Annotated in this window: 22 protein-coding genes and 2 pseudogenes; 14 read left to right on the top strand and 10 right to left on the bottom strand. The window is 60.4% G+C overall.

Going from position 1 to position 22335, the window contains the following annotated elements:
* Window positions 1–144 precede the first annotated feature (144 nt).
* Entirely contained in the window at window positions 145–390 is a 246-nt protein-coding gene (locus AB4N85_RS20720) for a TIGR02647 family protein (protein ID WP_003229392.1), read from the bottom strand.
* Window positions 391–780: 390 nt separating this feature from the next.
* Here AB4N85_RS20720 and AB4N85_RS20715 point away from each other — a divergent pair, with 390 nt between their 5' ends.
* Window positions 781–1752, top strand: coding sequence for an IS110 family RNA-guided transposase (locus AB4N85_RS20715; protein WP_252867835.1), 972 nt, complete (start codon window positions 781–783; stop codon window positions 1750–1752).
* 63 nt (window positions 1753–1815) lie between these two features.
* Here AB4N85_RS20715 and AB4N85_RS20710 read toward each other — a convergent pair whose 3' ends face one another.
* Window positions 1816–2106, bottom strand: coding sequence for a hypothetical protein (locus AB4N85_RS20710; protein ID WP_460065690.1), 291 nt, complete (start codon window positions 2104–2106; stop codon window positions 1816–1818).
* A gap of 123 nt (window positions 2107–2229) precedes the next feature.
* Between AB4N85_RS20710 and AB4N85_RS20705 the strand changes: the two genes are divergently transcribed.
* A complete protein-coding gene (locus AB4N85_RS20705; RefSeq protein WP_056791651.1) occupies window positions 2230–2889 on the top strand; it encodes a glutathione S-transferase family protein in 660 nt (219 codons plus the stop codon).
* A gap of 119 nt (window positions 2890–3008) precedes the next feature.
* Here AB4N85_RS20705 and argH read toward each other — a convergent pair whose 3' ends face one another.
* Window positions 3009–4403 carry an argininosuccinate lyase gene (gene argH, locus AB4N85_RS20700; protein WP_460065688.1) on the bottom strand — a complete coding sequence of 465 codons (1395 nt, stop codon included), beginning with the start codon at window positions 4401–4403 and terminating at the stop codon, window positions 3009–3011.
* 317 nt (window positions 4404–4720) lie between these two features.
* Here argH and AB4N85_RS20695 point away from each other — a divergent pair.
* The 8 genes and pseudogenes from AB4N85_RS20695 to AB4N85_RS20660 form a co-directional block, all read left to right on the top strand.
* A pseudogene (locus tag AB4N85_RS20695) lies at window positions 4721–4876 on the top strand (sensor histidine kinase); the annotation flags it as partial.
* Window positions 4873–5619, top strand: coding sequence for a LytR/AlgR family response regulator transcription factor (locus AB4N85_RS20690; RefSeq protein WP_016772598.1), 747 nt, complete (start codon window positions 4873–4875; stop codon window positions 5617–5619). The pseudogene AB4N85_RS20695 and the gene AB4N85_RS20690, both read left to right, overlap by 4 nt.
* A gap of 137 nt (window positions 5620–5756) precedes the next feature.
* A complete protein-coding gene (gene hemC, locus AB4N85_RS20685) occupies window positions 5757–6698 on the top strand; it encodes a hydroxymethylbilane synthase (RefSeq protein ID WP_460065684.1) in 942 nt (313 codons plus the stop codon).
* Window positions 6695–7441, top strand: a pseudogene (locus AB4N85_RS20680) (uroporphyrinogen-III synthase); the annotation flags it as partial. The gene hemC and the pseudogene AB4N85_RS20680, both read left to right, overlap by 4 nt.
* A gap of 36 nt (window positions 7442–7477) precedes the next feature.
* Window positions 7478–8620, top strand: a complete 1143-nt coding sequence (locus AB4N85_RS20675) for a uroporphyrinogen-III C-methyltransferase (RefSeq protein WP_252880181.1) — start codon at window positions 7478–7480, stop codon at window positions 8618–8620.
* Window positions 8617–9855, top strand: a complete 1239-nt coding sequence (locus AB4N85_RS20670; RefSeq protein WP_041476923.1) for a heme biosynthesis protein HemY — start codon at window positions 8617–8619, stop codon at window positions 9853–9855. Before AB4N85_RS20675 ends, AB4N85_RS20670 begins: the two co-directional genes overlap by 4 nt.
* A gap of 216 nt (window positions 9856–10071) precedes the next feature.
* The gene (locus tag AB4N85_RS20665; RefSeq protein ID WP_150637090.1) at window positions 10072–10623 is read left to right on the top strand and encodes a disulfide bond formation protein B; all 552 of its coding nucleotides are present in this window, start codon (window positions 10072–10074) and stop codon (window positions 10621–10623) included.
* A gap of 181 nt (window positions 10624–10804) precedes the next feature.
* Window positions 10805–11263 (top strand): Rsd/AlgQ family anti-sigma factor, encoded by a 459-nt coding sequence (locus tag AB4N85_RS20660; RefSeq protein WP_056791659.1) that lies wholly within the window; start codon window positions 10805–10807, stop codon window positions 11261–11263.
* A 57-nt stretch (window positions 11264–11320) separates the two neighbouring features.
* Here the strand turns inward: AB4N85_RS20660 and AB4N85_RS20655 are convergent, their stop codons facing one another.
* Window positions 11321–11986, bottom strand: a complete 666-nt coding sequence (locus AB4N85_RS20655) for an FKBP-type peptidyl-prolyl cis-trans isomerase (RefSeq protein WP_252868457.1) — start codon at window positions 11984–11986, stop codon at window positions 11321–11323.
* Between the two features lie 192 nt (window positions 11987–12178).
* Between AB4N85_RS20655 and AB4N85_RS20650 the strand changes: the two genes are divergently transcribed.
* Window positions 12179–13360 (top strand): AlgP family protein, encoded by a 1182-nt coding sequence (locus tag AB4N85_RS20650; protein ID WP_252868456.1) that lies wholly within the window; start codon window positions 12179–12181, stop codon window positions 13358–13360.
* Here AB4N85_RS20650 and AB4N85_RS20645 read toward each other — a convergent pair.
* The gene (locus tag AB4N85_RS20645; protein WP_095181264.1) at window positions 13357–13818 is read right to left on the bottom strand and encodes a TIGR02444 family protein; all 462 of its coding nucleotides are present in this window, start codon (window positions 13816–13818) and stop codon (window positions 13357–13359) included. The genes AB4N85_RS20650 and AB4N85_RS20645 overlap by 4 nt on opposite strands.
* Window positions 13819–13868: 50 nt before the next feature.
* Between AB4N85_RS20645 and AB4N85_RS20640 the strand changes: the two genes are divergently transcribed.
* From AB4N85_RS20640 to rhtB, 3 genes are all read left to right on the top strand, one after another.
* The gene (locus AB4N85_RS20640) at window positions 13869–15779 is read left to right on the top strand and encodes an ATP-binding cassette domain-containing protein (RefSeq protein ID WP_252868455.1); all 1911 of its coding nucleotides are present in this window, start codon (window positions 13869–13871) and stop codon (window positions 15777–15779) included.
* Window positions 15779–16360 carry a mechanosensitive ion channel family protein gene (locus AB4N85_RS20635; protein ID WP_056791670.1) on the top strand — a complete coding sequence of 194 codons (582 nt, stop codon included), beginning with the start codon at window positions 15779–15781 and terminating at the stop codon, window positions 16358–16360. Before AB4N85_RS20640 ends, AB4N85_RS20635 begins: the two co-directional genes overlap by 1 nt.
* Window positions 16361–16566: 206 nt before the next feature.
* Window positions 16567–17199 carry a homoserine/homoserine lactone efflux protein gene (gene rhtB, locus AB4N85_RS20630; RefSeq protein ID WP_024014759.1) on the top strand — a complete coding sequence of 211 codons (633 nt, stop codon included), beginning with the start codon at window positions 16567–16569 and terminating at the stop codon, window positions 17197–17199.
* Window positions 17200–17416: 217 nt separating this feature from the next.
* Here rhtB and AB4N85_RS20625 read toward each other — a convergent pair whose 3' ends face one another.
* The 5 genes from AB4N85_RS20625 to AB4N85_RS20605 form a co-directional block, all read right to left on the bottom strand.
* Complete coding sequence (locus AB4N85_RS20625) at window positions 17417–18163, bottom strand: penicillin-binding protein activator LpoB (RefSeq protein ID WP_252868454.1); 747 nt, start codon at window positions 18161–18163, stop codon at window positions 17417–17419.
* 3 nt (window positions 18164–18166) lie between these two features.
* Window positions 18167–18754 carry a penicillin-binding protein activator LpoB gene (gene lpoB / locus AB4N85_RS20620; RefSeq protein WP_016772610.1) on the bottom strand — a complete coding sequence of 196 codons (588 nt, stop codon included), beginning with the start codon at window positions 18752–18754 and terminating at the stop codon, window positions 18167–18169.
* 36 nt (window positions 18755–18790) lie between these two features.
* Window positions 18791–19162, bottom strand: coding sequence for a YcfL family protein (locus tag AB4N85_RS20615; RefSeq protein ID WP_095181265.1), 372 nt, complete (start codon window positions 19160–19162; stop codon window positions 18791–18793).
* A 16-nt stretch (window positions 19163–19178) separates the two neighbouring features.
* The gene (locus AB4N85_RS20610; RefSeq protein WP_056791673.1) at window positions 19179–20573 is read right to left on the bottom strand and encodes a COG3014 family protein; all 1395 of its coding nucleotides are present in this window, start codon (window positions 20571–20573) and stop codon (window positions 19179–19181) included.
* Between the two features lie 206 nt (window positions 20574–20779).
* Entirely contained in the window at window positions 20780–22186 is a 1407-nt protein-coding gene (locus AB4N85_RS20605; RefSeq protein WP_150637080.1) for a COG3014 family protein, read from the bottom strand.
* Between the last annotated feature and the right edge of the window lie 149 nt (window positions 22187–22335).

Here is a 22335-nt window from a genome sequence, read left to right as displayed (position 1 = left end):
TCTCGGAATGGCCGCAGTTTAGCCTCTGCGCAGCAGGAGGTTTAAGCTGAATTTGTTTTTTGACGTCAGATTTTCATCGGCAGTGATCAGGCTGGCCCGCGGAAATCCCGTGGCAGGAGTTTCCGTGGGCAAAGTCGGAAAAAGTCAGGCGGTTTCCTGCTCTCTCAGAATCGTCAGTACGGTCTGCACGTTTTGCGCGGCATCGCGGCCGAGGCTGGTCAGATAACCGCCATCGGGCTGGTCGGTGAGTTCTTTTTCGAAGAGGCGTTTGGCGGCGGCTATGTGTTTCGGGGCAGCGGTCTGATGAATTTTCAGACCTTCCTGGGAACTGTCCAGGTTGAAGAGTGCAAGGACTTCCAGTTCGGCAACCAACTCAGGGGTAAGCGACATAAGGACTCCAGACTTTCTAGGAATTGGACGACAGCGCCTCTAAGGTGAACCCGCTGGTGCAGCATGTCCAGTGCTCGGATCAGGGGATTTTGTCTTGAGGCGAATTCCAGTGTAGTCCGCATAAAAAAGATCGCAGCCTTCGGCAGCTCCTTGTATCTCGACTAACGCTCCGTCAGGAGCGATAGTTCTCGACTGATCATCGAGGGAGGGACTTGGAAGCCGCGCAGCTCCTTAGGCTTTTTGCCTGTGACGTAGATCGTGCTCCAGCCCTCCACACTCACTCGTACAGTTCGCACGGTATCTTGGGCCCGCCTGCGGCGAGAGCCCGCATTCGCAAGGTTGGACAGAGTGACGTGATGATCGCAACAGGGAACAAGTGGAGAAACGATCATGTCCGGTTTCGTTGGCGTCGACATCGCAAAGAACACCTTTGATATCGCTACACACCAGCCCAACGGCAAGCACAAAACCAAGGCCAAGCTGGCCAACGATCCAAAGGGCTTTAAAGAGTTTGAGGCGTGGCTAGAAAAAAACGCCGAGCGTTCGGCCCTGATCGTGATGGAAGCCACCAGCGTCTACCACTTGGAGCTCGCGGAATTCGTTTACAACAAAGGCTTCCGGGTCTGCGTCGTGAACCCGGCTACGACCAAAGCGTACGCTGACAGCGAACTGCGCCGCATCAAGACCGATAAAAGCGATGCCAAACTGATCGCCGACTTTGCCCGGGAAAAGGATCAAAAACTTCACCCATGGGCGCCTGAGCCGCTGAAATACCGCCAGTTAAAAGCAATGGTGCGCCGCCTGGATGACCTTCAGGAAATGGAACAAATGGAGCTTAATCGTCTGGACGTTTCCGACGAAAAGGTCAAAGACTCGATCAACTCCGTTCTGCGCCATATCGAAAAAGAGATCGTAGAAACGCATAAGGCGATCAAAAAACACATCGATGACGACCCGGATATGCGTCAGATGCGGGATCTCATCGTAACCATCGACGGCATCGGACAAAAAACGCTTGAACGATTGCTCGCCGAACTGGGTGACTTGCGCAAATACAGTGATCCTCGCCAACTGGTCGCTGCTGCAGGGCTCAATCCAAAGCTGCAGGAATCAGGAAAGCTCAAAGGTCACACCCTGATCTCAAGAGTAGGGTCAGCACGGCTGCGTGCAGGCCTTTACATGCCTGGCATGGTGGCGCTGAAACACAATAAGGCGATCAAGGCGATGAAAGAACGCCTGGAAGCCAATGGCAAGGCCCCCAAGCAGATCATCTGCGCAGCAATGCGCAAGCTGCTGCACTTCATTTACGGAGTGCTCAAGTCAGGACTGCCATATGACCCGAAACTTGCGCTTGCCCGGTGAGGCTCAAGACGGTATCTACATCGGATCTGTGCAGGAGCTGCCGAAGGCTGCGATCTTTTGATCTTATTGCTTTTCCGGTGGCAGCTCTGGCAAAGCGCGCAGTGCCGCTTCGTACCATTCGGTGTTGAACTCGCGGTCTTCATCGAGCATCGCGTCAATCTCATGGGCAAGCACGTGAGCCATGAGGTTGAGGATCTCTTCGCGCTCCATACCGACCAGAGTCAGCTTGTTCAATGTCGCCTTGGCCGCTGGGGGGGTGTCGCTTTCGATCTGGTTCTCGATGGCTTCGATCAGCGTCGCTTCGGTGAATGCTTCTTCGTCGTCATCGTTGACGATATCTGTCGGCTCGCTCATGGCAGGCTCCTCAGGGAAAGGCGCCAGTTTACCCGCATTCAGCGGCGTGATGCTGCTGGCGGGAAACGTCGCGGCGATCTATAAACAGGCACTGCCCACCCCGCACGGCCTGGAGGCTCTGTGATGTTCAAGCTCTACGGATTTGCTGTCAGCAACTACTACAACATGGTCAAACTGGCGCTGCTGGAAAAAGGCCTGCCCTTCGAAGAGGTGACGTTCTACCCGGCGCAAACCCCGGAGTCACTGGCGATCAGCCCGCGCGGCAAGGTCCCGGTGCTGGGCGTCGACGCCGGTTATATCAACGAAACCGCGATCATTCTCGAATACCTCGAACAATCACAAAAGGGCACGCCGCTCCTGCCCAGCGATCCGTTCGAGCGCGCGCAGGTATTGGCGATTGCGAAGGAGATCGAGTTGTACATCGAGTTGCCGGGGCGTGCCTGCTATGGCGAGGCGTTTTTCGGTATGACGTTGCCGGAGGCGATCAAAGAGAAGACCCGGACGGAGCTGCTGCTGGGCTTCGCGGCACTCGGCCGCCACGGCCAGTTCGCCCCGTATGTGGCGGGTGACAGCCTGAGCATTGCCGATTTGTATTTCCTCTACAGCGTGCCGCTGGCCTGTGCGGTCGGGCAGAAGCTGTTCGGGATTGATCTGCTGGCCGAGATGCCGCAGGCGAAGGCGCTGCTGGAGCGGTTAGAGCAGAATCCGCACGTGCAGAAGATTGCGGCGGATAAAGACGCGGCGATGCCGGCGTTTTTGGCGATGATTGCTGCCAAGAAATGAATTTTGTAGCGCTCTGAAGTCAGTCATCGCTGGCAAGCCAGCTCCCACAGGGCTATGGGTCGAACGCAAAATTGTGTTCCACAAAGAACCCTGTGGGAGCGGGCTTGCCCGCGATGCTTCTAGCGGCTGGCGATTAGGGCCTGACCGCGCGCCACCGCAGCCTTGACCTGCGCCGGCGCAGTCCCGCCGATATGATCGCGGGCATTTACCGAGCCTTCCAGGGTCAGCACGGCAAACACGTCCTGCTCGATCTGATCGCTGAACTGACGCAGTTCTTCGAGGCTCATCTCGGCCAGATCCTTACCGCTGTCGACGCCGTATTTCACCGCGTGGCCAACGATTTCGTGGCAATCACGGAACGGCAGGCCACGGCGCACCAGATAATCCGCCAGGTCAGTCGCAGTGGAGAAACCGCGCAGTGCCGCTTCACGCATGATCGCGTGTTTCGGCTTGATCGCCGGGATCATGTCGGCAAACGCGCGCAGCGAATCGCGCAGGGTGTCGGCGGCGTCGAACAGCGGCTCCTTGTCTTCCTGATTGTCCTTGTTGTAGGCCAGCGGCTGGCCCTTCATCAGGGTCAGCAGGCCCATCAGCGCGCCGAAGACGCGGCCGGTCTTGCCGCGTACCAGTTCGGGCACGTCAGGGTTTTTCTTCTGCGGCATGATCGAGCTGCCAGTGCAGAAACGATCCGGCAGATCGATGAACTGGAACTGCGCGCTGGTCCACAGCACCAGCTCTTCGGAGAAGCGCGACAGGTGCATCATCGCGATGCTTGCGGCCGAGCAGAATTCGATGGCGAAGTCGCGATCGGAAACGTTGTCCAGCGAGTTGCCGCCGACGGCGTCGAAGCCGAGCAGTTGCGCGGTGTATTCGCGGTCGATCGGGTAGGTGGTGCCGGCCAGTGCGGCGCTGCCCAATGGCATGCGGTTGGTGCGCTTGCGGCAGTCGAGCAGACGCTCGTAGTCGCGGCTGAGCATTTCGAACCAGGCCAGCATGTGGTGCCCGAAAGTTACCGGCTGCGCGGTCTGCAAGTGGGTGAAGCCCGGCATGATGCTTGCGGCCTCACGCTCGGCTTGCTCCAGCAGGCCTTTTTGCAGGCGGGTGATCTCGGCGAGGATCAGGTCGATTTCATCGCGCAGCCACAGGCGGATATCGGTGGCGACCTGGTCGTTGCGGCTGCGCCCGGTGTGGAGCTTTTTACCGGTGACGCCGATGCGGTCGGTCAGGCGTGCTTCGATGTTCATGTGCACGTCTTCGAGGTCGACGCGCCAGTCGAACTGGCCGGCCTCGATTTCGCCCTGAATGGTCTTCAGGCCATCGATGATGCTGTCGCGCTCGGCATCGGTCAGCACGCCGACCTTGGCCAGCATGGTGGCGTGGGCGATCGAGCCCATGATGTCGTGGCGATACAGGCGCTGGTCGAAAGTGACGGAGGCGGTGAAGCGGGCGACGAAGGCGTCGACGGGTTCACTGAAGCGGCCGCCCCAGGACTGATTGGTCTTGTCAGTGCTCATGAATTCGCTCGTATCGGCTTGAAGAAATGGCGTGAAACGCTGGCGCGGATAATAACAGGGTTGCCAATCCTGTCGCTGACACCGGTCGATACGTTTTTTCGCGGATGTGTCAGGCATGTCCGGCGCGGTCTGCAAGGAATTTACAAAAGGATATTTTTTGATTGAGCAATATCGTTCCGACGAACGTCTACAGTGGACATAAGGGTCGGTGCGAATGCGGATCATGCAAAGGTCCGGCCACTGGCTATAAGAAGAGGGGGCGGGTGAGTTGTACAACGGTCACCCACCGCGAGAAACGCAGGAAACACTGGGCTCTGAGCCGTTCGACCCGGACGCTGGCAAATATTGCTGGCCGACGTACGGCACTTTTTGGCGCTCGGGCTAGTCTTAGCGTGGATCGCGGTGACGGAGGTCACTACACCTGTCTACGCTATCCTTGTGCGAGACTCACGCAGGAATCCAGCGCAATATGAATGTCCTGATCGTTGATGACGAACCCCTGGCTCGCGAGCGCCTAAGCCGTATGGTGAGCGAGCTCGAGGGTTACACAGTCCTGGAGCCCAGTGCCACGAATGGCGAGGAGGCGTTAGCGCTGATCGACAGCCACAAGCCGGATATCGTGCTGCTCGATATCCGCATGCCGGGCCTCGATGGCCTGCAGGTTGCTGCCCGACTGTGCGAACGAGAGACGCCGCCGGCCGTGGTGTTTTGCACCAGTCCCGATGAATTTGCCGTGGAAGCCCTGCAGGCCAGCGCCGTGGGCTATGTGGTGAAACCTGTGCGAACCGAACACTTGAATGAAGCCCTGAAGCGGGCTGAACGTCCCAACCGGGCGCAACTCTCGGCCCTGACCCGTCCCGCTGCCGAAAGTGGCAACGGCCCACGCAGCCACATCAGCGCACGCACCCGTAAAGGCATCGAGCTGATTCCGCTGGATCAGGTGGTCTACTTCATCGCCGACCACAAATACGTGACCCTGCGTCATGAAGCCGGCGAGGTGCTGCTCGATGAACCCCTCAAAGCCCTCGAAGACGAATTCGGCGAACGCTTTGTGCGTATCCACCGCAACGCGCTGGTCGCTCGCGACCGCATCGAGCGCTTGCAACGCACCCCGCTGGGACATTTCCAGTTGTTCCTCAAAGGCCTCAATGGCGATGCGCTGATTGTCAGCCGGCGGCATGTTGCCGGTGTGCGCAAGATGATGCAGGGGCTGTGACCCGGTCTTCGCCGGGCCTTTCGCGTTCTTTTACCCGGCATGGCAGGCCAGGGAGGCCGCGCCGGTTCTGATTCAGGTCAAAGTGAAATTGACTGAGCTGTTATTATCCGCCGTATCTATTCAGTACGGATTGTTCCATGTCCCCTCGCGAAATCCGCATCGCCACCCGTAAAAGTGCGCTGGCCCTCTGGCAGGCCGAATACGTCAAAGCCCGTCTCGAGGCGGCCCACCCGGGCCTGCTGGTGACGCTGGTGCCCATGGTCAGTCGCGGTGACAAGTTGCTCGACTCGCCACTGTCGAAGATCGGCGGCAAGGGTCTGTTCGTCAAGGAACTGGAAACCGCGCTGCTGGAAAACCAGGCCGATATCGCCGTGCATTCGATGAAAGACGTGCCGATGGACTTCCCGCAAGGCCTGGGTCTGTTCTGCATCTGTGAGCGTGAAGACCCGCGCGATGCTTTCGTCTCCAACACCTACGCCAGTCTTGAAGCGCTGCCTGCCGGTGCCATCGTCGGCACCTCGAGCCTGCGTCGGCAGACGCAATTGCTGGCGCGTCGCCCGGATCTGCAGATCCGGTTCCTGCGTGGCAACGTCAACACCCGTCTGGCCAAGCTCGACGCCGGCGAGTACGACGCGATCATCCTCGCCGCTGCCGGCCTGATCCGCCTGGGTTTCGAAGATCGCATCACTTCGGCGATCAGTGTCGATGACAGCCTGCCGGCCGGTGGCCAGGGCGCGGTCGGCATCGAATGCCGCAGCGCCGACGACGAAATCCACGCCTTGCTCGCGCCTTTGCATCACGCCGATACCGCTTCGCGGGTGAATGCGGAACGCGCCCTCAACAAACATTTGAACGGCGGCTGCCAAGTGCCGATCGCCTGCTACGCCGTGCTTGAAGGCGAGCAGTTGTGGTTGCGCGGTCTGGTCGGTGAGCCGAGCGGTGGCAAGCTTCTCAGTGCCGAAGCCCGGGCGCCGCGTGCCGACGCGGAAACCTTGGGTGTGCAGGTCGCTGAAGACTTGCTCAAGCAAGGCGCTGACGACATTCTCAAAGCTGTCTACGGCGAGGCGGGTCACGAGTGACAGCCTGGCGCCTGCTGCTGACGCGCCCGGCAGACGACTGCGCGGCGCTGGCCGAACAGCTGGCCGGGCACGGGATTTTCAGCAGTTGTCTGCCGCTTTTGGACATTGTTCCGCTGCCGGTCTCTGACACTATTCGCCAAGCGATTTCGCGATTGCCCGCTTGCAGCGCAGTGATCGTGGTCAGCAAACCGGCGGCGCGGATCGCGGTGGACTTGCTCAAGTCTGAAGGCGCGCCGCCATTGAGCATGCCGTGGTTCAGCGTCGGCGCGGCGACCGCAGGCATTCTTCGCGAACACGGTCTCGATGTGAGCTTTCCGGTTGACGGCGATGACAGTGAAGCTTTGCTGCAATTGCCGCGTCTGCGCGAGGCGGTGAGCCAGCCCGGCGCGCAGGTGATGATCCTGCGCGGCGAGGGCGGTCGTGAACTGCTCGCCGAGCGCCTGCGCGCGCTTGGTGCTAGTGTCGAGTATCTGGAGTTGTATCGCCGTGAACTGCCAGCCTATCCGCTGAACGAGCTGCCACGGCGGATCGAAGCGGAACGCTTGAACGGGCTGGTGGTCAGCAGTGGACAGGGTTTCGAGCACCTGCGGCAGATGGCCGGCGATGCCTGGCCGAAGATTGCGCAGTTGCCGTTGTTTGTTCCAAGCCCGAGGGTCGCCGAGCTGGCACGTGCCGCCGGGGCTCAAACAGTTGTGGATTGCCGCGGCGCGAGTGCCGCGGCTTTGCTGACGGCGTTACGGGAATGTCCCGTGCCGTTTTCTAATGCAAAGGATGGATACGTGAGCGAAACAGCCTTGCCAAAAGATGACGTCCAGCCTGCGCTCGATGCCCAGGTTGAAACTCCACCACCGGCCAAAGAGCCGCGCCGAGGCAATGGACTGGCAATTGTCGCCCTGCTGCTCGGCGCCGCCGGTGTCGCCATTGGCGGCTGGGGTGTCTGGCAGGTGCGCCACCTGCAGAACAACACGCAGCAACAGTCGAGTCAGGTGCAGGCGCTGAACGATCAGGCGCAGAGTCTGAAGCTCAACGAACAGCGTCTGACCGAACGCCTGGCGCAGCTGCCCGGTGCTGACGAGCTCGCCGAGCGCCAGCGTCTGGTCACGCAACTGCAGGGCGATCAGCAGCGCCTCAATCAACGTCTGGAAACCGTCCTCGGCGCCAGCCGCAAGGACTGGCGTCTGGCCGAGGCCGAGCACTTGCTGCGTCTGGCCAGCCTGCGCCTTTCAGCGTTGCAGGACATCAGCAGCGCCCAGGCACTGGTGCAGGGCGCCGATGAAATTCTGCGTGAACAGAACGATCCGGGTTCCTTCGCCGCGCGCGAGCAAGTGGCGAAAACCCTGGTCGCCTTGCGCAGCACCGAACAGCCGGATCGCACCGGGCTGTTCCTGCGTCTCGGCGCGCTGCGCGATCAGGTCATCGACCTCACCGAGCTGGCGCCGGAGTACAAGGATCGCGGCGAGTCGCTGCTGGGCCTGACCAACGATGGCGATGGCGCCAGTCGCTGGGCGCAGTGGTGGGACAAGGTGTCGCGCTATATCCGCATCGATTTCAACGCTGACAAAAACGTCAAACCGCTGCTGGCCGGGCAAAGCCTGAGCCAGGTGCGCCTGGCCCTGAGCCTGGCGCTGGAGCAAGCGCAGTGGGCGGCGCTCAACGGTCAGGCGGCGGTGTACACCCAGGCGCTGGCCGAGGCACGCGATGTGCTCAAGGGCAATTTCAACCCGGACAATCCGCAAAGCAAAGTCATGCTGGAACAGGTCTCCGAGCTGAGCAAGGAACCGGTCACCGTCAAGACGCCGGATCTGACTGGCACCTTGAGTGCGGTGCAGGGGTATCTGGAGCGGCGTAACGTCAATGCCGAGGAATCGGTGAAACCGTTTGCCAAACCGGCCGCCAATGCTGCGCAGGAGGCGACCCCATGAAGCGCCTCTATGTAATCGTGTTTCTGGTCATCGCCGCGACGGCAGCGCTGGGCCTGGCGATTGCCGAGCATTCCGGTTACGTGCTGGTGGCGTACAAGAGCTTCCGCTACGAATCGAGCCTGTGGGCGACCTTGGCGGTGATAGCGGTGCTGTGGCTGCTGTTCTGGGGCATCAAGGTGCTGGTCGAGCTGGTGATGACCTCCACCGGCGTGGTCAATCCGTGGTCGCGACGCAATCGCAGCCGCCGCGTGCAAGTGGCGATCGAGCACGGGCAGCTGGATCTGGCTGAAGGTCGCTGGGCCAGTGCGCAACGGCATCTGACCCGCGCGGCGGAAGCCGAGCGCCAACCATTGCTTTATTACCTCGGCGCCGCACGTGCGGCGAACGAGCAGGGCCAGTACGAAGAAAGTGATCGTTTGCTCGAACGCGCGCTGGAGCGTCAGCCGCAAGCCGAATTGGCAATTGCCCTCAGTCACGCCCAACTGCAAACCGACCGTGGCGACACCGACGGTGCGCTGGTGACCTTGCAGGCAATGCATGAACGGCATCCGCGCAGCGCGCAGACGTTGCGTCAATTGCAACGTCTGCATCAGCAGCGTGGCGAATGGTCGGCGGTGATTCGTTTGCTGCCTGAGTTGCGCAAGGACAAAGTGCTGCCGCCGGCAGAACTGGCCGAGCTCGAACGGCGCGCCTGGGGTGAGAACCTCTCGCTGGCAGCGCATCGTGAAGAAGACGGTACGGTGGGTCTGCAATCGCTCAAGCGGGCGTGGGAACAGCTGACTTCGGCGCAGCGTCAGGAAGCACCTTTGGTACTGGCCTATGCCGAGCAATTGCGCCAGCTGGGCGCTCAGGTCGAGGCCGAAGAGGTCCTGCGAGCAGCGCTCAAGCGCAAATACGACAGCCATCTGGCGCGGCTTTATGGTCTGGTTCGTGGCAGTGATCCTGCGCGTCAGTTGCAGACGGCCGAAGGCTGGCTCAAGGAGCACCCGGCCGATCCGAGCCTGCTGCTGACCCTTGGACGCCTGTGTCTGCAAACCAGCCTTTGGGGCAAGGCCCGTGACTATCTGGAAAGCAGTCTGCGCGTGCAGCGCAATCCGGAGACCTGTGCGGAGTTGGCCCGTCTGCTTGCACAGCTTGGCGATACCGAGCGCAGCAATCAGTTGTTCCAGGAAGGTCTGGGGCTGCTTGATGAGCGCCTGCTGGCGGCGCCTCTGCCAGTCCCGGCGAAGGTCTGAAAAGCGAGGGAGGATGCTCCCTCGTGAACTTCGATGACCGAAAATTCCCCTTCTTTGCGCTCGAGAGACAAAGTCCTACAAAGCGCTTCACCGTTTCCTATCGAGCCTGTCGGGTTTTCCCTACACCTGTGGTGAACTGTCGGCAGGCCCTTGCCTTGAAAGGCTGACACGCTTTCCTCTACCGTAACCGTCTGTCTCTACTGTTACGGAAAAGCCATGTCGTTGGCCTGCTCACGCTCCTTGTTCTTCATGGCTTTCATTGCGGGGGCCTTTGCTCTGGGAGCTTCCTATTACCTCGAATACGCGGTCGGACTGACGCCTTGCAGTCTGTGCCTGGTGCAGCGGTTGTTCCTCACATTGCTGTGCATCGGCTGCGGCGTGGCGGCGGTGCATGGCCCCCGGCGCGTTGGCTTATGGTGGTACTGGCTGTTTGCGCTCGGCGCCAGTCTGGGTGGAACCACCGCCGCGTGGCGGCAGGTGTTGATCCAGAGTGATTCGATGCTGCAACTGGTCAAATGCTCGCCAACCGTGGAGTCAATGTTCAGCGACCTGCCGTGGATCTGCGCCCTGCAACGGATGTTCAACGGCGGCGCCGATTGTGCGGACATCTCCTGGACGCTGTTCGATCTGAGCATCCCCGAATGGAGCCTGCTGTTTTTTGTCGGTGTGTCGATCCTTGCGGTTTATCAGTTGTTGCGTCTGATCTGGAGCGCTCTGCAACGACCGGTCAGCGACGAAGCGTCGCACCACCTGCTGGTCAGGGATTAAACACTTGTATGAACTTTATCTCCTGCGTACCTTGAAGCCATAGGCGTGCGGGCATAATCTGGCCGGCACGTGTCATTGGATTTATGTTGCTCGATGACGCTCTGCCCGATCGTCCACCAGTCAAATCAGAACAGGGGCGCGGGTGTAGAGCAGCATGACCCACAAGGGAAGAGAGATCGCCATGCTCGAAAGTTGTCAGAATGCTCAGGAACGTTGGGGTGGGGTTCATCTGCTGATCGACCGCTGGTTGCAGGAGCGTGAAGAGCTGATCGTCGCCTACGACAAGCTCGGTGCGCAGCCTGATTCGCTGTCCGAAAGCCGCAAACCCTTGTTGGAGTTCTGCGGTGTACTGGTCGATTACGTATCGGCGGGTCACTTCGAAATCTATGAACAGCTGACCGGCGAAGCCAAGGCGTTCAACGACAAGCGCGGCCTGGAACTCGCCGAGACCATCTACCCGCGCATCGACGTCATTACCGAGAAGCTGCTCGCATTCAATGATCTGTGCGACGAAGGCAAATGCGTTGCGGAGAAATTCAAGGAATTGGGCGGCTTGCTGCATGAGCGCTTTGAACTTGAGGATTGCCTGATCGAAGTGCTGCACACGGCACACAAGGAAGAATATTCGGTTCAGGCCTGATCCACGTCCTTCATGAAAAACGGTGCGCCCGCAAGCGCACCGTTTTTTTATGCCTGATCAGCTCGTCGCACCACGCAACTCCACTTCAAAAACCAGAGGCGTGAACGGCGCAATCAGGTCGCCGGCACCGTCGGCACCATAGGCCTGATCCGATGGAATCACCAGCCGCCATTTCGCCCCCACCGGCATGTTCTGCAAGGCGGTGCGCCAACCGGCAATCACGCTGTCGAGGTTGAACCATTGCGGCTGGGTGTTCTGATCGAACACAGTGCCGTCCGGCAGCTTGCCGACATACAGCACTTGCACTTTGCCGTCAGGGCCGGCCTTGGCACCGTTGCCTGGAACCAGTTCAGTCAGGAGGATGCCATCGGCCAGTTCCTTCACCCCCGGTTTGGCTTTTTCTGTGCTGAGAAAGCGTTGCTCGTTTTCCATCGCAGCATCGCTCGACTGCCGTGAAGCCTGCTCGGCATTTTGCGATTCATGGTCGGCCAGAATCTGTTCAATGCGCGCTTCACTCAATGCCAGTGGCTTGCCCTGATATGCCTGTTGCAGACCTTCGATCAGCGCCTGGATCTGCAACTGCGGCACCTCTTGGCGCAGCCGTTCGCCGAGGCTGGCACCGAGGCTGTAAGCCAGATCATGAGCATCGTTCGCCGTGGTTTTTTCATCGGCATACGCCGCCGAAAAAAACACGCAGAGGGACAAAATAAAGTAGCGCGACATGGGCACTCTCCGACCTGAGATGCGGGGGATTATGCCAGTGCAAACGTCTGCATCGGTGAACTGCTTTTTCCTCGGCGCAGAACATTTCGGCTGCGGTGCAACGCAACGGTGCAGATACTGTCAACATGCCCTAGCGGCGGTATCAGCAGAGGTCTAGTATGAGCCGCACTCACGTCAGCCAGGAGGTAAACCATGTCGGCCACCAAGAAGCCTGTAAATACTCCGTTGCACTTACTCCAACAATTGTCGGGCAGCCTGCTCGAGCATTTGGAAAACGCTTGCTCGCAAGCCTTGGCTGATGCTGAAAAACTGCTCGCCAAGCTGGAAAAACAGCGTGGCAAGGCGCAGGAAAAACTGCACAAATCGCGCACCAAGTTGCAGGACGCCGCCACTGCCGGCAAAGCCAAGGCTCAGAACAAAGCCAAGTCTTCCGTGAAAGAACTCGAAGAGCTGCTCGACGCTTTGAAAGATCGTCAGTCCGAAACCCGCAGCTACATTCTGCAACTCAAGCGCGATGCTCAGGAAAGCCTGAAACTGGCCCAGGGTGTTGGTCGCGTTCAAGAAGCAGTGGGCAAAGTTCTGTCGTCGCGCTCGGCCAAACCGGCAGCAGCACCAGCGAAGAAAGTCGCTGCTAAACCTGCTGCAAGCAAAGCCCCGGCGAAGACCGCTGCGGCGAAACCTGCTGTTGCGAAAACCGCCGCCAAACCAGCGGCCAAGGCGCCAGTGAAAGCGGCTGCCAAACCAGCGGCGAAAACTGCAGCGAAGAAGCCGGCGGCGAGCGCGGCAAAACCGGCGGCTAAAACCACCGCAGCCAAACCTGCTGCAGCCAGGCCAGCAGTGAAAGCCACCCCTGCCAAAGCCGCTGCGAAACCGGCCGCGAGCAAAGCTGCACCGGCGAAAACCGCAGCCGCCAAACCTACGGCAAAACCGGCAGCCAAGCCTGCTGCCAAAACCGCCGCTGCGAAGCCTGCTGCCAAGACTGCGGCTAAGCCGGCCGCCGCCAAACCTGCTGCGAAAGTGGCGGTAAAACCGGCTGCCAAACCAGCCGCAACATCGGCAGCAAAACCTGCGGCAAAAACCACTGCTAAGCCGGCCGCCGCCAAGCCTGCTGCCAAACCCGCTGCTGCCAAGCCTGCCGCTGCTGCAAAACCGGCCGCCAAGCCAGCCGCAAAACCAGCGGTGAAAAAGCCTGCAGCTGCCAAGCCAGCCGCGACCAAACCGGCCACCGCTCCAGCGGCCAAGCCTGCCACTGCCGCTACCCCGGCTGCTCCAGCTGCGTCGGCACCGTCGTCCGCCGCCCACTCGACCCCTTCGACTGCGCCAGCACCAGCCGCTTCGTCGAACGTCAGCAGCACCCCGACCAGCGCTTCCTAAGTGCCGGTTGCCGCGACGCGCAGCACTTGCAGCGCGTCGCGGTTCAGGCTGGCGGCATTGCCGGCCAGGTCTTCAAGCCAGGTCACCGAACCTGCATCGTTGCGCGTCCACTCTTGCGCCACACCTTCAAGGCGTGACAGCAAGGTGCGCTCAGCTTCAAGCTCCAGTGATTTGATCTGCTCGCGCATGCCGGCCACCACCGCATCGTCGACGGCCCGCGCTTTCCATTGCAGGCGCAGGGTTCGCAGCGGCTGCACCACTTCGATATCCCATGGCGCGGTCAAGGCCTTGAGCAAGCGTACGCGCGGTTGATCGCAGGCCACCGCGCGCTGCTCCAGCCACAAACCGCACAGCAGCAGGCAGACATTGGCGCCCGCCGTTTGCAATTGCAGGCAGGCATCTTCGACACCCGGGCGGGCGTAGACATCAAGGGCAAAGCTCCACAGGTCAGAGGACATCGTGCTACTCGCGCCAGTTGTGAGCGAAGCTGGTAGACTCCGCCGCCATTATGATCCGACTTCAGAACCTGACTTTACAGCGTGGCCCGCAACGTCTGCTAGAAGACGCCGAGCTGACCCTGCACGCCGGCCACAAAGCCGGCCTCATCGGCGCCAACGGTGCCGGCAAATCCAGCCTGTTCGCCCTGCTGCGCGGCGAGTTGCACCCGGATTCGGGCGACTGCCTGCTGCCGGCCGACTGGCGCATCGCGCACATGCGCCAGGAGGTCGACACCCTCGAGCGCCTGGCGGTCGATTATGTGCTCGATGGCGACCTGCGTCTGCGCGAGGTGCAACGCGAGCTTGCCGCCGCCGAGGAGGCCCACGACGGCACCGCGCTGGCGCGCCTGCACGCCGAACTCGACAGCGCCGACGGTTACACCGCCGATGCGCGGGCGCGCAAGCTGCTCGCCGGTCTTGGGTTCACCAATGAGCAGATGGATCGTCAGGTAGGCGATTTCTCCGGTGGCTGGCGGATGCGTCTGAATCTGGCGCAGGCACTGATGTGCCCGTCGGATCTGCTGCTGCTCGACGAACCGACCAACCACTTGGACCTCGATGCGATCATCTGGCTCGAAGAGTGGCTGAAGAGTTATCCGGGCACCTTGCTGCTGATTTCCCACGATCGGGATTTCCTCGACGAAGTGGTCGATCACGTTGCCCATGTCGATCAGAGCAAACTGACCCTCTACCGTGGCGGCTACACCGCGTTCGAGCGCGCCCGTGCCGAGCGTCTGGCCCAGCAGCAACAGGCCTACGAGAAGCAGCAGGCGCAGCGTGCGCACATGGAAAGCTACATAGCCCGCTTCAAGGCGCAAGCGACCAAGGCCCGTCAGGCGCAGAGCCGGATCAAGGCGCTGGAGCGCATGGAAGAATTGTCGGCGGCTCACGTCGATTCGCCGTTCGACTTCGTCTTCCGCGAGTCGACCAAGATCTCCAGCCCACTGATCGACCTGTCCGATGCACGCTTGGGTTATGGCGACAAGACCATCCTCGAGAAGGTCAAGCTGCAACTGACCCCCGGGGCGCGGATCGGTCTGCTCGGGCCGAACGGCGCGGGTAAGTCAACGCTGATCAAGAACCTCGCCGGCGAGCTTGAACCGCTGGCCGGGCGCCTGACCCGTGGCGAAAACACCGTGGTCGGCTACTTCGCCCAGCATCAGCTCGATTCGCTGGACTCCAAGGCCAGCCCGTTGCTGCATTTGCAGCGCCTCGCGCCGGGTGAGCGCGAGCAGACCTTGCGCGATTTCCTCGGCGGCTTCGACTTCCGGGGCGCGCGCATCGATGAGCCGGTGCTGAATTTCTCCGGTGGCGAGAAGGCGCGTCTGGCCCTCGCGCTGATCGCCTGGGAGCGGCCGAACCTGCTGCTGCTCGACGAACCGACCAACCACCTCGACCTGGAAATGCGTCTGGCGCTGACCATGGCCTTGCAGGAATTCAGCGGCGCGGTGCTGGTGGTCTCTCACGATCGGCACTTGCTCAAGAGCACCACCGACAACTTCTATCTGGTCGCTGACGGCAAGGTCGAAGAGTTCGACGGCGATCTCGAAGACTACGCGCGCTGGCTGGTGGAATACCGTCAGCGCAATGCGCCGGTCAGCAACACGCCTGTCAACCCGGACAAGACCGACAAGAAAGCGCAGCGCCAGGCGGCGGCAGCGTTGCGTCAGCAACTGGCGCCGCACAAGCGCGAGGCCGACAAGCTTGAAGCCGAGCTGGGCAAGCTGCACGAGAAACTGGCCAAGGTCGATGCCAGCCTCGGTGACAGCGATATCTACGAGCCGGCGCGCAAGAATGAATTGCGTGATCTGCTCGCCGAACAGGCCAAGTTGAAGGTACGTGAAGCCGAGCTGGAAGAAGCCTGGATGGAAGCGCTGGAAACCCTGGAAAGCATGCAGGCGGAGCTGGAGGCGTTGTCCTGATGGAAGCCTTCAAGCTGCCTTTCTCGGCGGTGTGGGTCGAACCGTTGTGGTTCACCGCGCAGATTCTGCTGATTCTGCTGGCCGGTTACCTGACCCAGCGTTTCGTCGCCAAAGGCCTCACTCGCCTGGGTGAGCGCTATCCGTTTCCGCCGCAGTTGCTGATGCCGCTTCGCGGCGTGTTGCGCTGGCTGATCATGGGCAGCGCGCTGCTTTTCGTGCTCGAGCGCCTCGGCGTTTCGGCCACGGTGCTGTGGACGGCGCTGTCGGGATTTGTCGCGGTGGCGGCGGTGGCGTTCTTCGCCATGTGGAGCGTGCTGTCGAACCTGCTCTGCGCGATTCTGATCTTCACCGTCGGGCCGTTCCGCCTCGGCGACGTAGTCGAGCTGGTGGATACCACCGACAAGCCTGGCGTCAAAGGCCGGGTGATCGCGATCAATCTGCTCTACACCACGCTGGTCGAAGCCGAAGAGTTAGGCACCGGCAGCGCCATGGTGCAGGTGCCGAACAGCCTGTTCTTCCAGCGTTCGGTGCGGCGTTGGCGCGGGACCGATGTGTTTCCTTCCAGCGGGTTTGAGAAGTAATTTCTACGTCGTCTGTTCCGACGCCTTCGTCGGAACGCCGCCCGGAGCAGGCTCGCTCCCACATTGGAATCCGTTCCCCCTGTGGGAGCGAGCCTGCTCGCGAAGGGGCCCTCAGCTTCCCGCAATATTTAGCAAAAAACTGGTAGTCATCCACACGAAGCCGCATTAGCTTAGGCATTTGTCACAAGCATCAGCCGAGGTGTGCGATGGAGCTTCAAACATGGCTGGCATTCTTTGCCGCCTGCTGGGTGATCAGCCTGTCCCCGGGCGCGGGCGCCATCGCGTCGATGTCCAGCGGTCTGCAGTACGGATTCTGGCGCGGCTACTGGAACGCACTGGGCCTGCAGATCGGTCTGGCGGTGCAGATCGCGATTGTCGGCGCGGGTGTTGGCGCTGTGCTCACCGCTTCGGCCACAGCATTCCATGCGATCAAATGGTTCGGTGTCGCCTATCTGGTTTACCTGGCGATCAAGCAATGGCGGGCGCTGCCCATGGACATGAGCGATGACGCCGCAGTGCGGCCGATCGGCAAGCCGCTGGCTTTGGTGTTTCGCGGCTTTCTGGTGAACATCAGCAACCCCAAGGCGTTGGTGTTCATGCTCGCGGTGTTGCCGCAGTTCATCAATCCCCATGCGCCGCTGCTGATTCAGTATGTGGTGATCGGCGTGACCATGGTTTTCGTCGATCTGATTGTCATGGCCGGATACACCGGACTGGCGTCGAAGGTGCTGCGCCTGTTGCGCACGCCCAAGCAGCAGAAACGCATGAACCGCACCTTTGCCGGGTTATTCATTGGCGCGGCGGCGTTCATGGCGACGTTGCGCAAAGCGGCGGCGTAAACCGCTCGGACAGAAAAAAGGCGACCTCAAGAGGTCGCCTTTTTCATTTCTACCGAGACATCGGGGCAAGCGAGCTTTTGTGGCGAGGGGATTTATCCCCGTTGGACTGCGCAGCAGTCCCAATCGTCTTGAATCAATAGCGAGGGCCGCTTCGCGACCCAACGGGGATAAATCCCCTCGCCACAGAGCCCTTCGCCACAAAAGTCCTCAGATCGGCTCAGCGTAAAATCACCGGCGCCGTATCACGCGGCAGATTATTGCGCTGCGGCGCTTCACGCGGCTGCTCATAACCGTCACCGCCACCGAGTTGCATGCTCAGTTGCCCGGCCACGTCTTCGCCCAAGGCCTTCGACACCTCACGCACCACCCGCGGACGGTTCAGCGAGATCTTGATGTCGCGATGGTTCACCAGTTTGGTGTCCTGCGCTTCGCCCATCGCCGTGAAGGCCGAGGTGATCTCGTAGGTCTTGGTATTGATCAGGCTGAAATCCGCCACCAGCGTCAGGCCCAGCACTGCCGAGTAGCTGTCGGTGTGCGCCAGCTCGTTGATGTCCTGGGTGAAATCGATGTCGGACACGGTGCCGAACAGCACGTAGTCGGCGCCTTTGAAGTTGCCGGCCTTGATGCGCTTGATCACGTCATACACGTCGCCTTTGGATGAGGCGGTATACGGCGTGCCCTGCACCAGCTGGAACATGCCGGTACGCAGGATTTCACCCTTGATGTCGCCGGTGAATTTGCGCAACTCGCCCTGTTCGATATAGCTGGTGGTCGCTTCGATCTCGTTGTAGCTCGAAGAACCGCTGGTGCTGTAGTAACTCTCGCGGTGATTGCTCTGCGCCGAAACGATGTGGATGTATTGCTCCACGCGCTCCTGATACGCCAGATCCGTCACCGCCACTTTCGGGGCCGCCTGCGCGCTGAACGCGCAAGCCAGGGCCATCATGCCAATCCATGTGCGCATCGATCAACGCTCCGTGGTTTTGCGGATCTCTTTTTCGTCCATCCACTCGGCCAGACCGCTTTCGACGTCGATCAACTGCAGGCTGAATTTGTAGAAGACGTCCTTGTAGTCGCTGCTGCGCTTGACGATCGAGCTGATCGAGCCTTCGATGCGGTACTTGGCGGCAACCATGTTGCCGGTCTTGGCCACGGTGCTTTTCTTGTACAGACCGCTCTGGTTTTGCAGCTTGAGCTGGTCAACCTGGCTCTGCATTGCATTGTTGTCGCTGGCAAAGCGCGCGACACCGGTCTTCATCAGCTGGGTCTTGATGCTGGTGGTGATTTCGCGGGTGTCGATGTACTCGCTGGTCTTGTTCTTCACATCGTAGACCTGAACCACCGGACGGCCCTGCAGAATGCCGGACTGGGCCAGCGAGCGGGTCATCGACTCGGCGATCATTTGCAGGTCGGTCGAACCGAATTCGTTGGTCACGGTTTCAACAGCCTTGGTGTCGCCGTAGCTGATGTTCTTGCTGCCCAGGGTCGGCGAGGTGTTGGCGCAACCGGAGGCGAGCAGGGCGATGACGGCGATGCAGGAAAAGCGTGCAAACATGAGAAAGCTCTCTCAATCAGAAATAGGGTGGCGGGCTTAAGGCGTCTTGATTTCCAGACGGAAATCCACGGCTTTCGGGGTCGGGGCGATGGCCTGAATGAAGCTGGTCTGGGCGCCGTACATCATCTGGCTTTTCCACACTTCTTCTTCGGCAACCGGGAAACCTTCGGCGCCGAGCCAGGCGAAGCGGTAGTAGAAAATCTTGTTGCTGTTAAGGGTGTTGCTCAACTGCACGTTGACGGTCATGAAGCCGTTTTCACGAGCCACGCGCATGGCGCCGACGACGATGTGTTTCTGCGGGCCCATGGCCACGACTTTGCTCGCGGCGCTGCCCGGCTCTGGCGGTGGCGGGGTAGCGCAGCCTGTCAGCAAGGCGAGGGCGGCGACGGCGATGATCTTCAAGCGCATTGCAAAGACTCCGTTCTTAAGGTTGTTTGAGGCTGGCGACGTTGGTCGCGGCAGCGCTCGGCATTACGTGAGCAGCGATGCCGCCAGCGAATACCTGGTTGCCCACGGCACGCAGGCTGATCACTTGGTAGCGCTGGTCGACAGTGACCTTGACCACCGAGCCGCCGACGGCGCTCGGCAGGGTAACCTGATGCTCACCTTTTTTCAGGCGCAGACGCACCACTTGGGTGTTGTCCGGCAGGGTGCGCCATGTACGGGTATCGGCACCTTCGAGCACTGCTGAAGAAATACCCACGGCGAGACCGGCCAGCGGATTGGTTTCGTTGATCTGCTTCTGCGCCACGCCTTTGGTGATCGCGCGCACGGTGGTGCGCACGATGATCCCCGGCATGTCATCACGCAGAGCGCGGCGGGACATGGCGGTGGTGCTGTTCAGTGCGGTCAGGTCGACCTGCTTGCCGTCGACGCCGATCTGCGCAAAAGGCGCGGTGGAGGTGTCCGGTTTGATGATCGGGAACGACAACGGGGTGATCACCACGTTGTTGGAAATCGGCAGCGGCAGCGGTACGCGAATCGAGTCACGGGCCGGGGCCAGACCGCTCTGCACGACGATGAGAATGTCGCTGTCATCGGATTTGGAAGGCTTGTCGAGGTTGACCAGCGCCTGCTCGAGCAGCGGCGTGTTCGGGCGCAATTCGGCAGCCTTGCGATAACCCGGCGCGGCCAGATCCTTCTCGCCCAGGGCTTCGTAAACGAAACCGGCCAGGTAATGGCTGAACGCACTCTGGTAGCTGTTTTTCAGGCCGACCACTTCCGGCGCGTCGAGGCTGGCCACCGGATAACCCTGCAGATCCTTGTACTGGGTCTTGATGCCTTCTTTCTCGGCCTGTTCTTCGCTCTTGAGGTATTCCTTGTCGCGCAGGTCAGCGATCACTGCTTCGCGTTCGTGAGTCTTTTTGATCGCCGTGCGGGCACCATCGAAATCGTTGACCGCCAACAGGTTCAGAGCCATCTGCGTGGTCAGCATGACTTTTTCGTAGTCATAGCCTTCGTAGCGACGCACCTTGTCGTTGACGATGAAGCTGCCGAACTGCGCCAGGTACTTGGCCGAGTCGAGCTTGACCGCGTCTTCCCATTGACCGACCACCTGATCGGCGCTGCCCCACGCGTTCTGGCTGCCTGACAGGTCGCCCTTGGCGCGCAGCAGTTCGCCTTTCTCGAAGTAATAGAGCAGGTCTTTGTCGGTGCCGGTGTTGTTCTTTTCCAGCAGGGTCAGCGCGGCGTCGACGTTGCCGGATGCCAGTTGCTGATTGGTCTGGGCCAGTTCGGAATCGTAGTTGCGAAACGCTGCGCAGCCGGACAACAGCGTGACGGCGCTGAGCGCGAGCAGCATGGGAGCGCGGAATGCCATGGGTACTTCTTCCCTGAGTAACAAAACTTGCAGCCGCGTGTGCTGGTCGGGCTGGTGTGACCTATCGACGGTGGCGCTGGCCTCCTGCCAATTCCTCATGCGTGAGGAGCTTTTGATGCCGGCTCGCTGGGCGAGGGCGCGGCATTATAAACGTGGGGTGATGGCTATGTAATAGCTTTTTGGGTGCATTTTCAGATGCGGTGCCATCACTTCTCCGCAGAAGCGGGTGTATCCGACGCGGGTTTTTGATTCGGTACAAAGGCTGATCCGACGGTATAGACCTGATCCCGGAATACCCGCAGGTGCAGAATCTGGCGGTCCTGGTCGACGCGCATTTCAAAAGGGTGGTCGATGGACGCAGGCGCAAAACGGAAGGTATGCAGGCCTTTTTTCAAGCGCAGGCGGGCGACCAGCGTCTTGTCCGGCAACGCTCGCCATGTGCGGGTGTCGGCTTCTTCGAACGGATCATGCTGAGTGACGATCAACGAGGCTTTCGCCGGGTTGCGCTCGTTTTCCTGCGCTTGACCGATGGCGGCCATGTTGGCGCGGAACATCGCCCGCGAGATGATTTGCGGCATGTCGTCGCGCAGTGTGCGCATGGACATATCGGTCACGCTATTGATCACTACCAACGGCTGTTTGCGACCGTCTACGGTGATATGGCTGAAGTTGGGTGTGACCGCGTCCGGCACCATCACCGGGAATGAAATGGGCGCAATGATGACCAGCGTTTCGTTCAGACGAACCGGGATCGGCACCTGCACGGAGCTGCGAGCCGGGGCCAGGCCACTCTGGATAATCAGCAACACATCGCTTTCATCGGCTTTCGCTGGCGGTTTGTCGAGATTGCGCAGGGCCTTTTGCAGCAAGGGCATATCCGGCCGCAGTTCGATCGCCTGACGATAACCGGCCGCCGCGAGGGCGCGTTCGCCGAGGGCTTCATAGGTGAATCCGGCCAGATAGTGGCTGAACGCACTCTGATAGCCGTTTTTCAGCTCAACGACCTGCGGCGCATCAAGCAAGGCGACCGGGTAGCCTTCCAGTTCCTTGTAATGGAGAACTTTGCCTTGAGCTTTTGCCTGTTCCTCGGCCGCTTCGTATTGCTTTTCACGCTGGCGGGCGATCAATGCTTCGCGTTCGTGGGTTTTCCTGATGTCTGCGCGGGCGCCGGCAAAGTCATTGACGGATAGCTGGTTCAAGGCCATTTGCGTAGTCAACATGACCTTTTCGTAATCGTAGCCTTCATAGCGCCGCAGCTTGTCGTTGACCAGCATCGTGCCCATTTCATCACCGAAACGGGCCAGTAATTTCATCGCGCCGGACGGGTTGGCTTCCTCGCGCTGGAAGATCATGCGGTCGGCATTGCGCCAGGCGTCCTGGCTGTCGGGCAGGGCACTGCCAGCGCTGAGGATCGCGCCTTTTTCCAGGTAATACAGCAGATCCTTGTCTTCCCACGGGTTGTTCATTTCCACCAGTGCCAGAGCCCCGGTCAGATTGCCCCGGGTCATTTGCTCGGTGGTCTGCTGCATTTCAAGATCGTAGTTGCGATAGGCGGCACAACCGCTCAACTGAACAGCGACGCAAAGCAGCAAAACGAACGGAAGACTCCGCATTGAGGTTGATTCCTTGCGCGCAAATGCTCTGGGGCGGGCAGTATAAAGTGGATGGTGGCAAATGGCTGCGATCTTGATCGAGCGTCAATCGGCAGCGGGCAGTGCGGCAATACTCGGCGACAAACGCTGCTGCCGTCTGCCGGGTATTT

Source organism: Pseudomonas sp. H1_G08 (assembly GCF_054681355.1).
Note: the sequence above shows the minus strand (reverse complement) of the source record. Positions and strands in the feature narration are given on the sequence as shown.

Excerpts from the sequence above, each read along its gene's own strand:
- AB4N85_RS20720 (WP_003229392.1), bottom strand. The coding sequence starts at position 390 with ATGTCGCTTACCCCTGAGTTGGTTGCCGAACTGGAAGTCCTTGCACTC.
- AB4N85_RS20715 (WP_252867835.1), top strand. The coding sequence starts at position 781 with ATGTCCGGTTTCGTTGGCGTCGACATCGCAAAGAACACCTTTGATATC.
- AB4N85_RS20710 (WP_460065690.1), bottom strand. The coding sequence starts at position 2,106 with ATGAGCGAGCCGACAGATATCGTCAACGATGACGACGAAGAAGCATTC.
- AB4N85_RS20705 (WP_056791651.1), top strand. The coding sequence starts at position 2,230 with ATGTTCAAGCTCTACGGATTTGCTGTCAGCAACTACTACAACATGGTC.
- argH (WP_460065688.1), bottom strand. The coding sequence starts at position 4,403 with ATGAGCACTGACAAGACCAATCAGTCCTGGGGCGGCCGCTTCAGTGAA.
- AB4N85_RS20690 (WP_016772598.1), top strand. The coding sequence starts at position 4,873 with ATGAATGTCCTGATCGTTGATGACGAACCCCTGGCTCGCGAGCGCCTA.
- hemC (WP_460065684.1), top strand. The coding sequence starts at position 5,757 with ATGTCCCCTCGCGAAATCCGCATCGCCACCCGTAAAAGTGCGCTGGCC.
- AB4N85_RS20670 (WP_041476923.1), top strand. The coding sequence starts at position 8,617 with ATGAAGCGCCTCTATGTAATCGTGTTTCTGGTCATCGCCGCGACGGCA.
- AB4N85_RS20665 (WP_150637090.1), top strand. The coding sequence starts at position 10,072 with ATGTCGTTGGCCTGCTCACGCTCCTTGTTCTTCATGGCTTTCATTGCG.
- AB4N85_RS20660 (WP_056791659.1), top strand. The coding sequence starts at position 10,805 with ATGCTCGAAAGTTGTCAGAATGCTCAGGAACGTTGGGGTGGGGTTCAT.
- AB4N85_RS20655 (WP_252868457.1), bottom strand. The coding sequence starts at position 11,986 with ATGTCGCGCTACTTTATTTTGTCCCTCTGCGTGTTTTTTTCGGCGGCG.
- AB4N85_RS20650 (WP_252868456.1), top strand. The coding sequence starts at position 12,179 with ATGTCGGCCACCAAGAAGCCTGTAAATACTCCGTTGCACTTACTCCAA.
- AB4N85_RS20645 (WP_095181264.1), bottom strand. The coding sequence starts at position 13,818 with ATGTCCTCTGACCTGTGGAGCTTTGCCCTTGATGTCTACGCCCGCCCG.
- AB4N85_RS20640 (WP_252868455.1), top strand. The coding sequence starts at position 13,869 with ATGATCCGACTTCAGAACCTGACTTTACAGCGTGGCCCGCAACGTCTG.
- AB4N85_RS20635 (WP_056791670.1), top strand. The coding sequence starts at position 15,779 with ATGGAAGCCTTCAAGCTGCCTTTCTCGGCGGTGTGGGTCGAACCGTTG.
- rhtB (WP_024014759.1), top strand. The coding sequence starts at position 16,567 with ATGGAGCTTCAAACATGGCTGGCATTCTTTGCCGCCTGCTGGGTGATC.
- AB4N85_RS20625 (WP_252868454.1), bottom strand. The coding sequence starts at position 18,163 with ATGCGCACATGGATTGGCATGATGGCCCTGGCTTGCGCGTTCAGCGCG.
- lpoB (WP_016772610.1), bottom strand. The coding sequence starts at position 18,754 with ATGTTTGCACGCTTTTCCTGCATCGCCGTCATCGCCCTGCTCGCCTCC.
- AB4N85_RS20615 (WP_095181265.1), bottom strand. The coding sequence starts at position 19,162 with ATGCGCTTGAAGATCATCGCCGTCGCCGCCCTCGCCTTGCTGACAGGC.
- AB4N85_RS20610 (WP_056791673.1), bottom strand. The coding sequence starts at position 20,573 with ATGGCATTCCGCGCTCCCATGCTGCTCGCGCTCAGCGCCGTCACGCTG.
- AB4N85_RS20605 (WP_150637080.1), bottom strand. The coding sequence starts at position 22,186 with ATGCGGAGTCTTCCGTTCGTTTTGCTGCTTTGCGTCGCTGTTCAGTTG.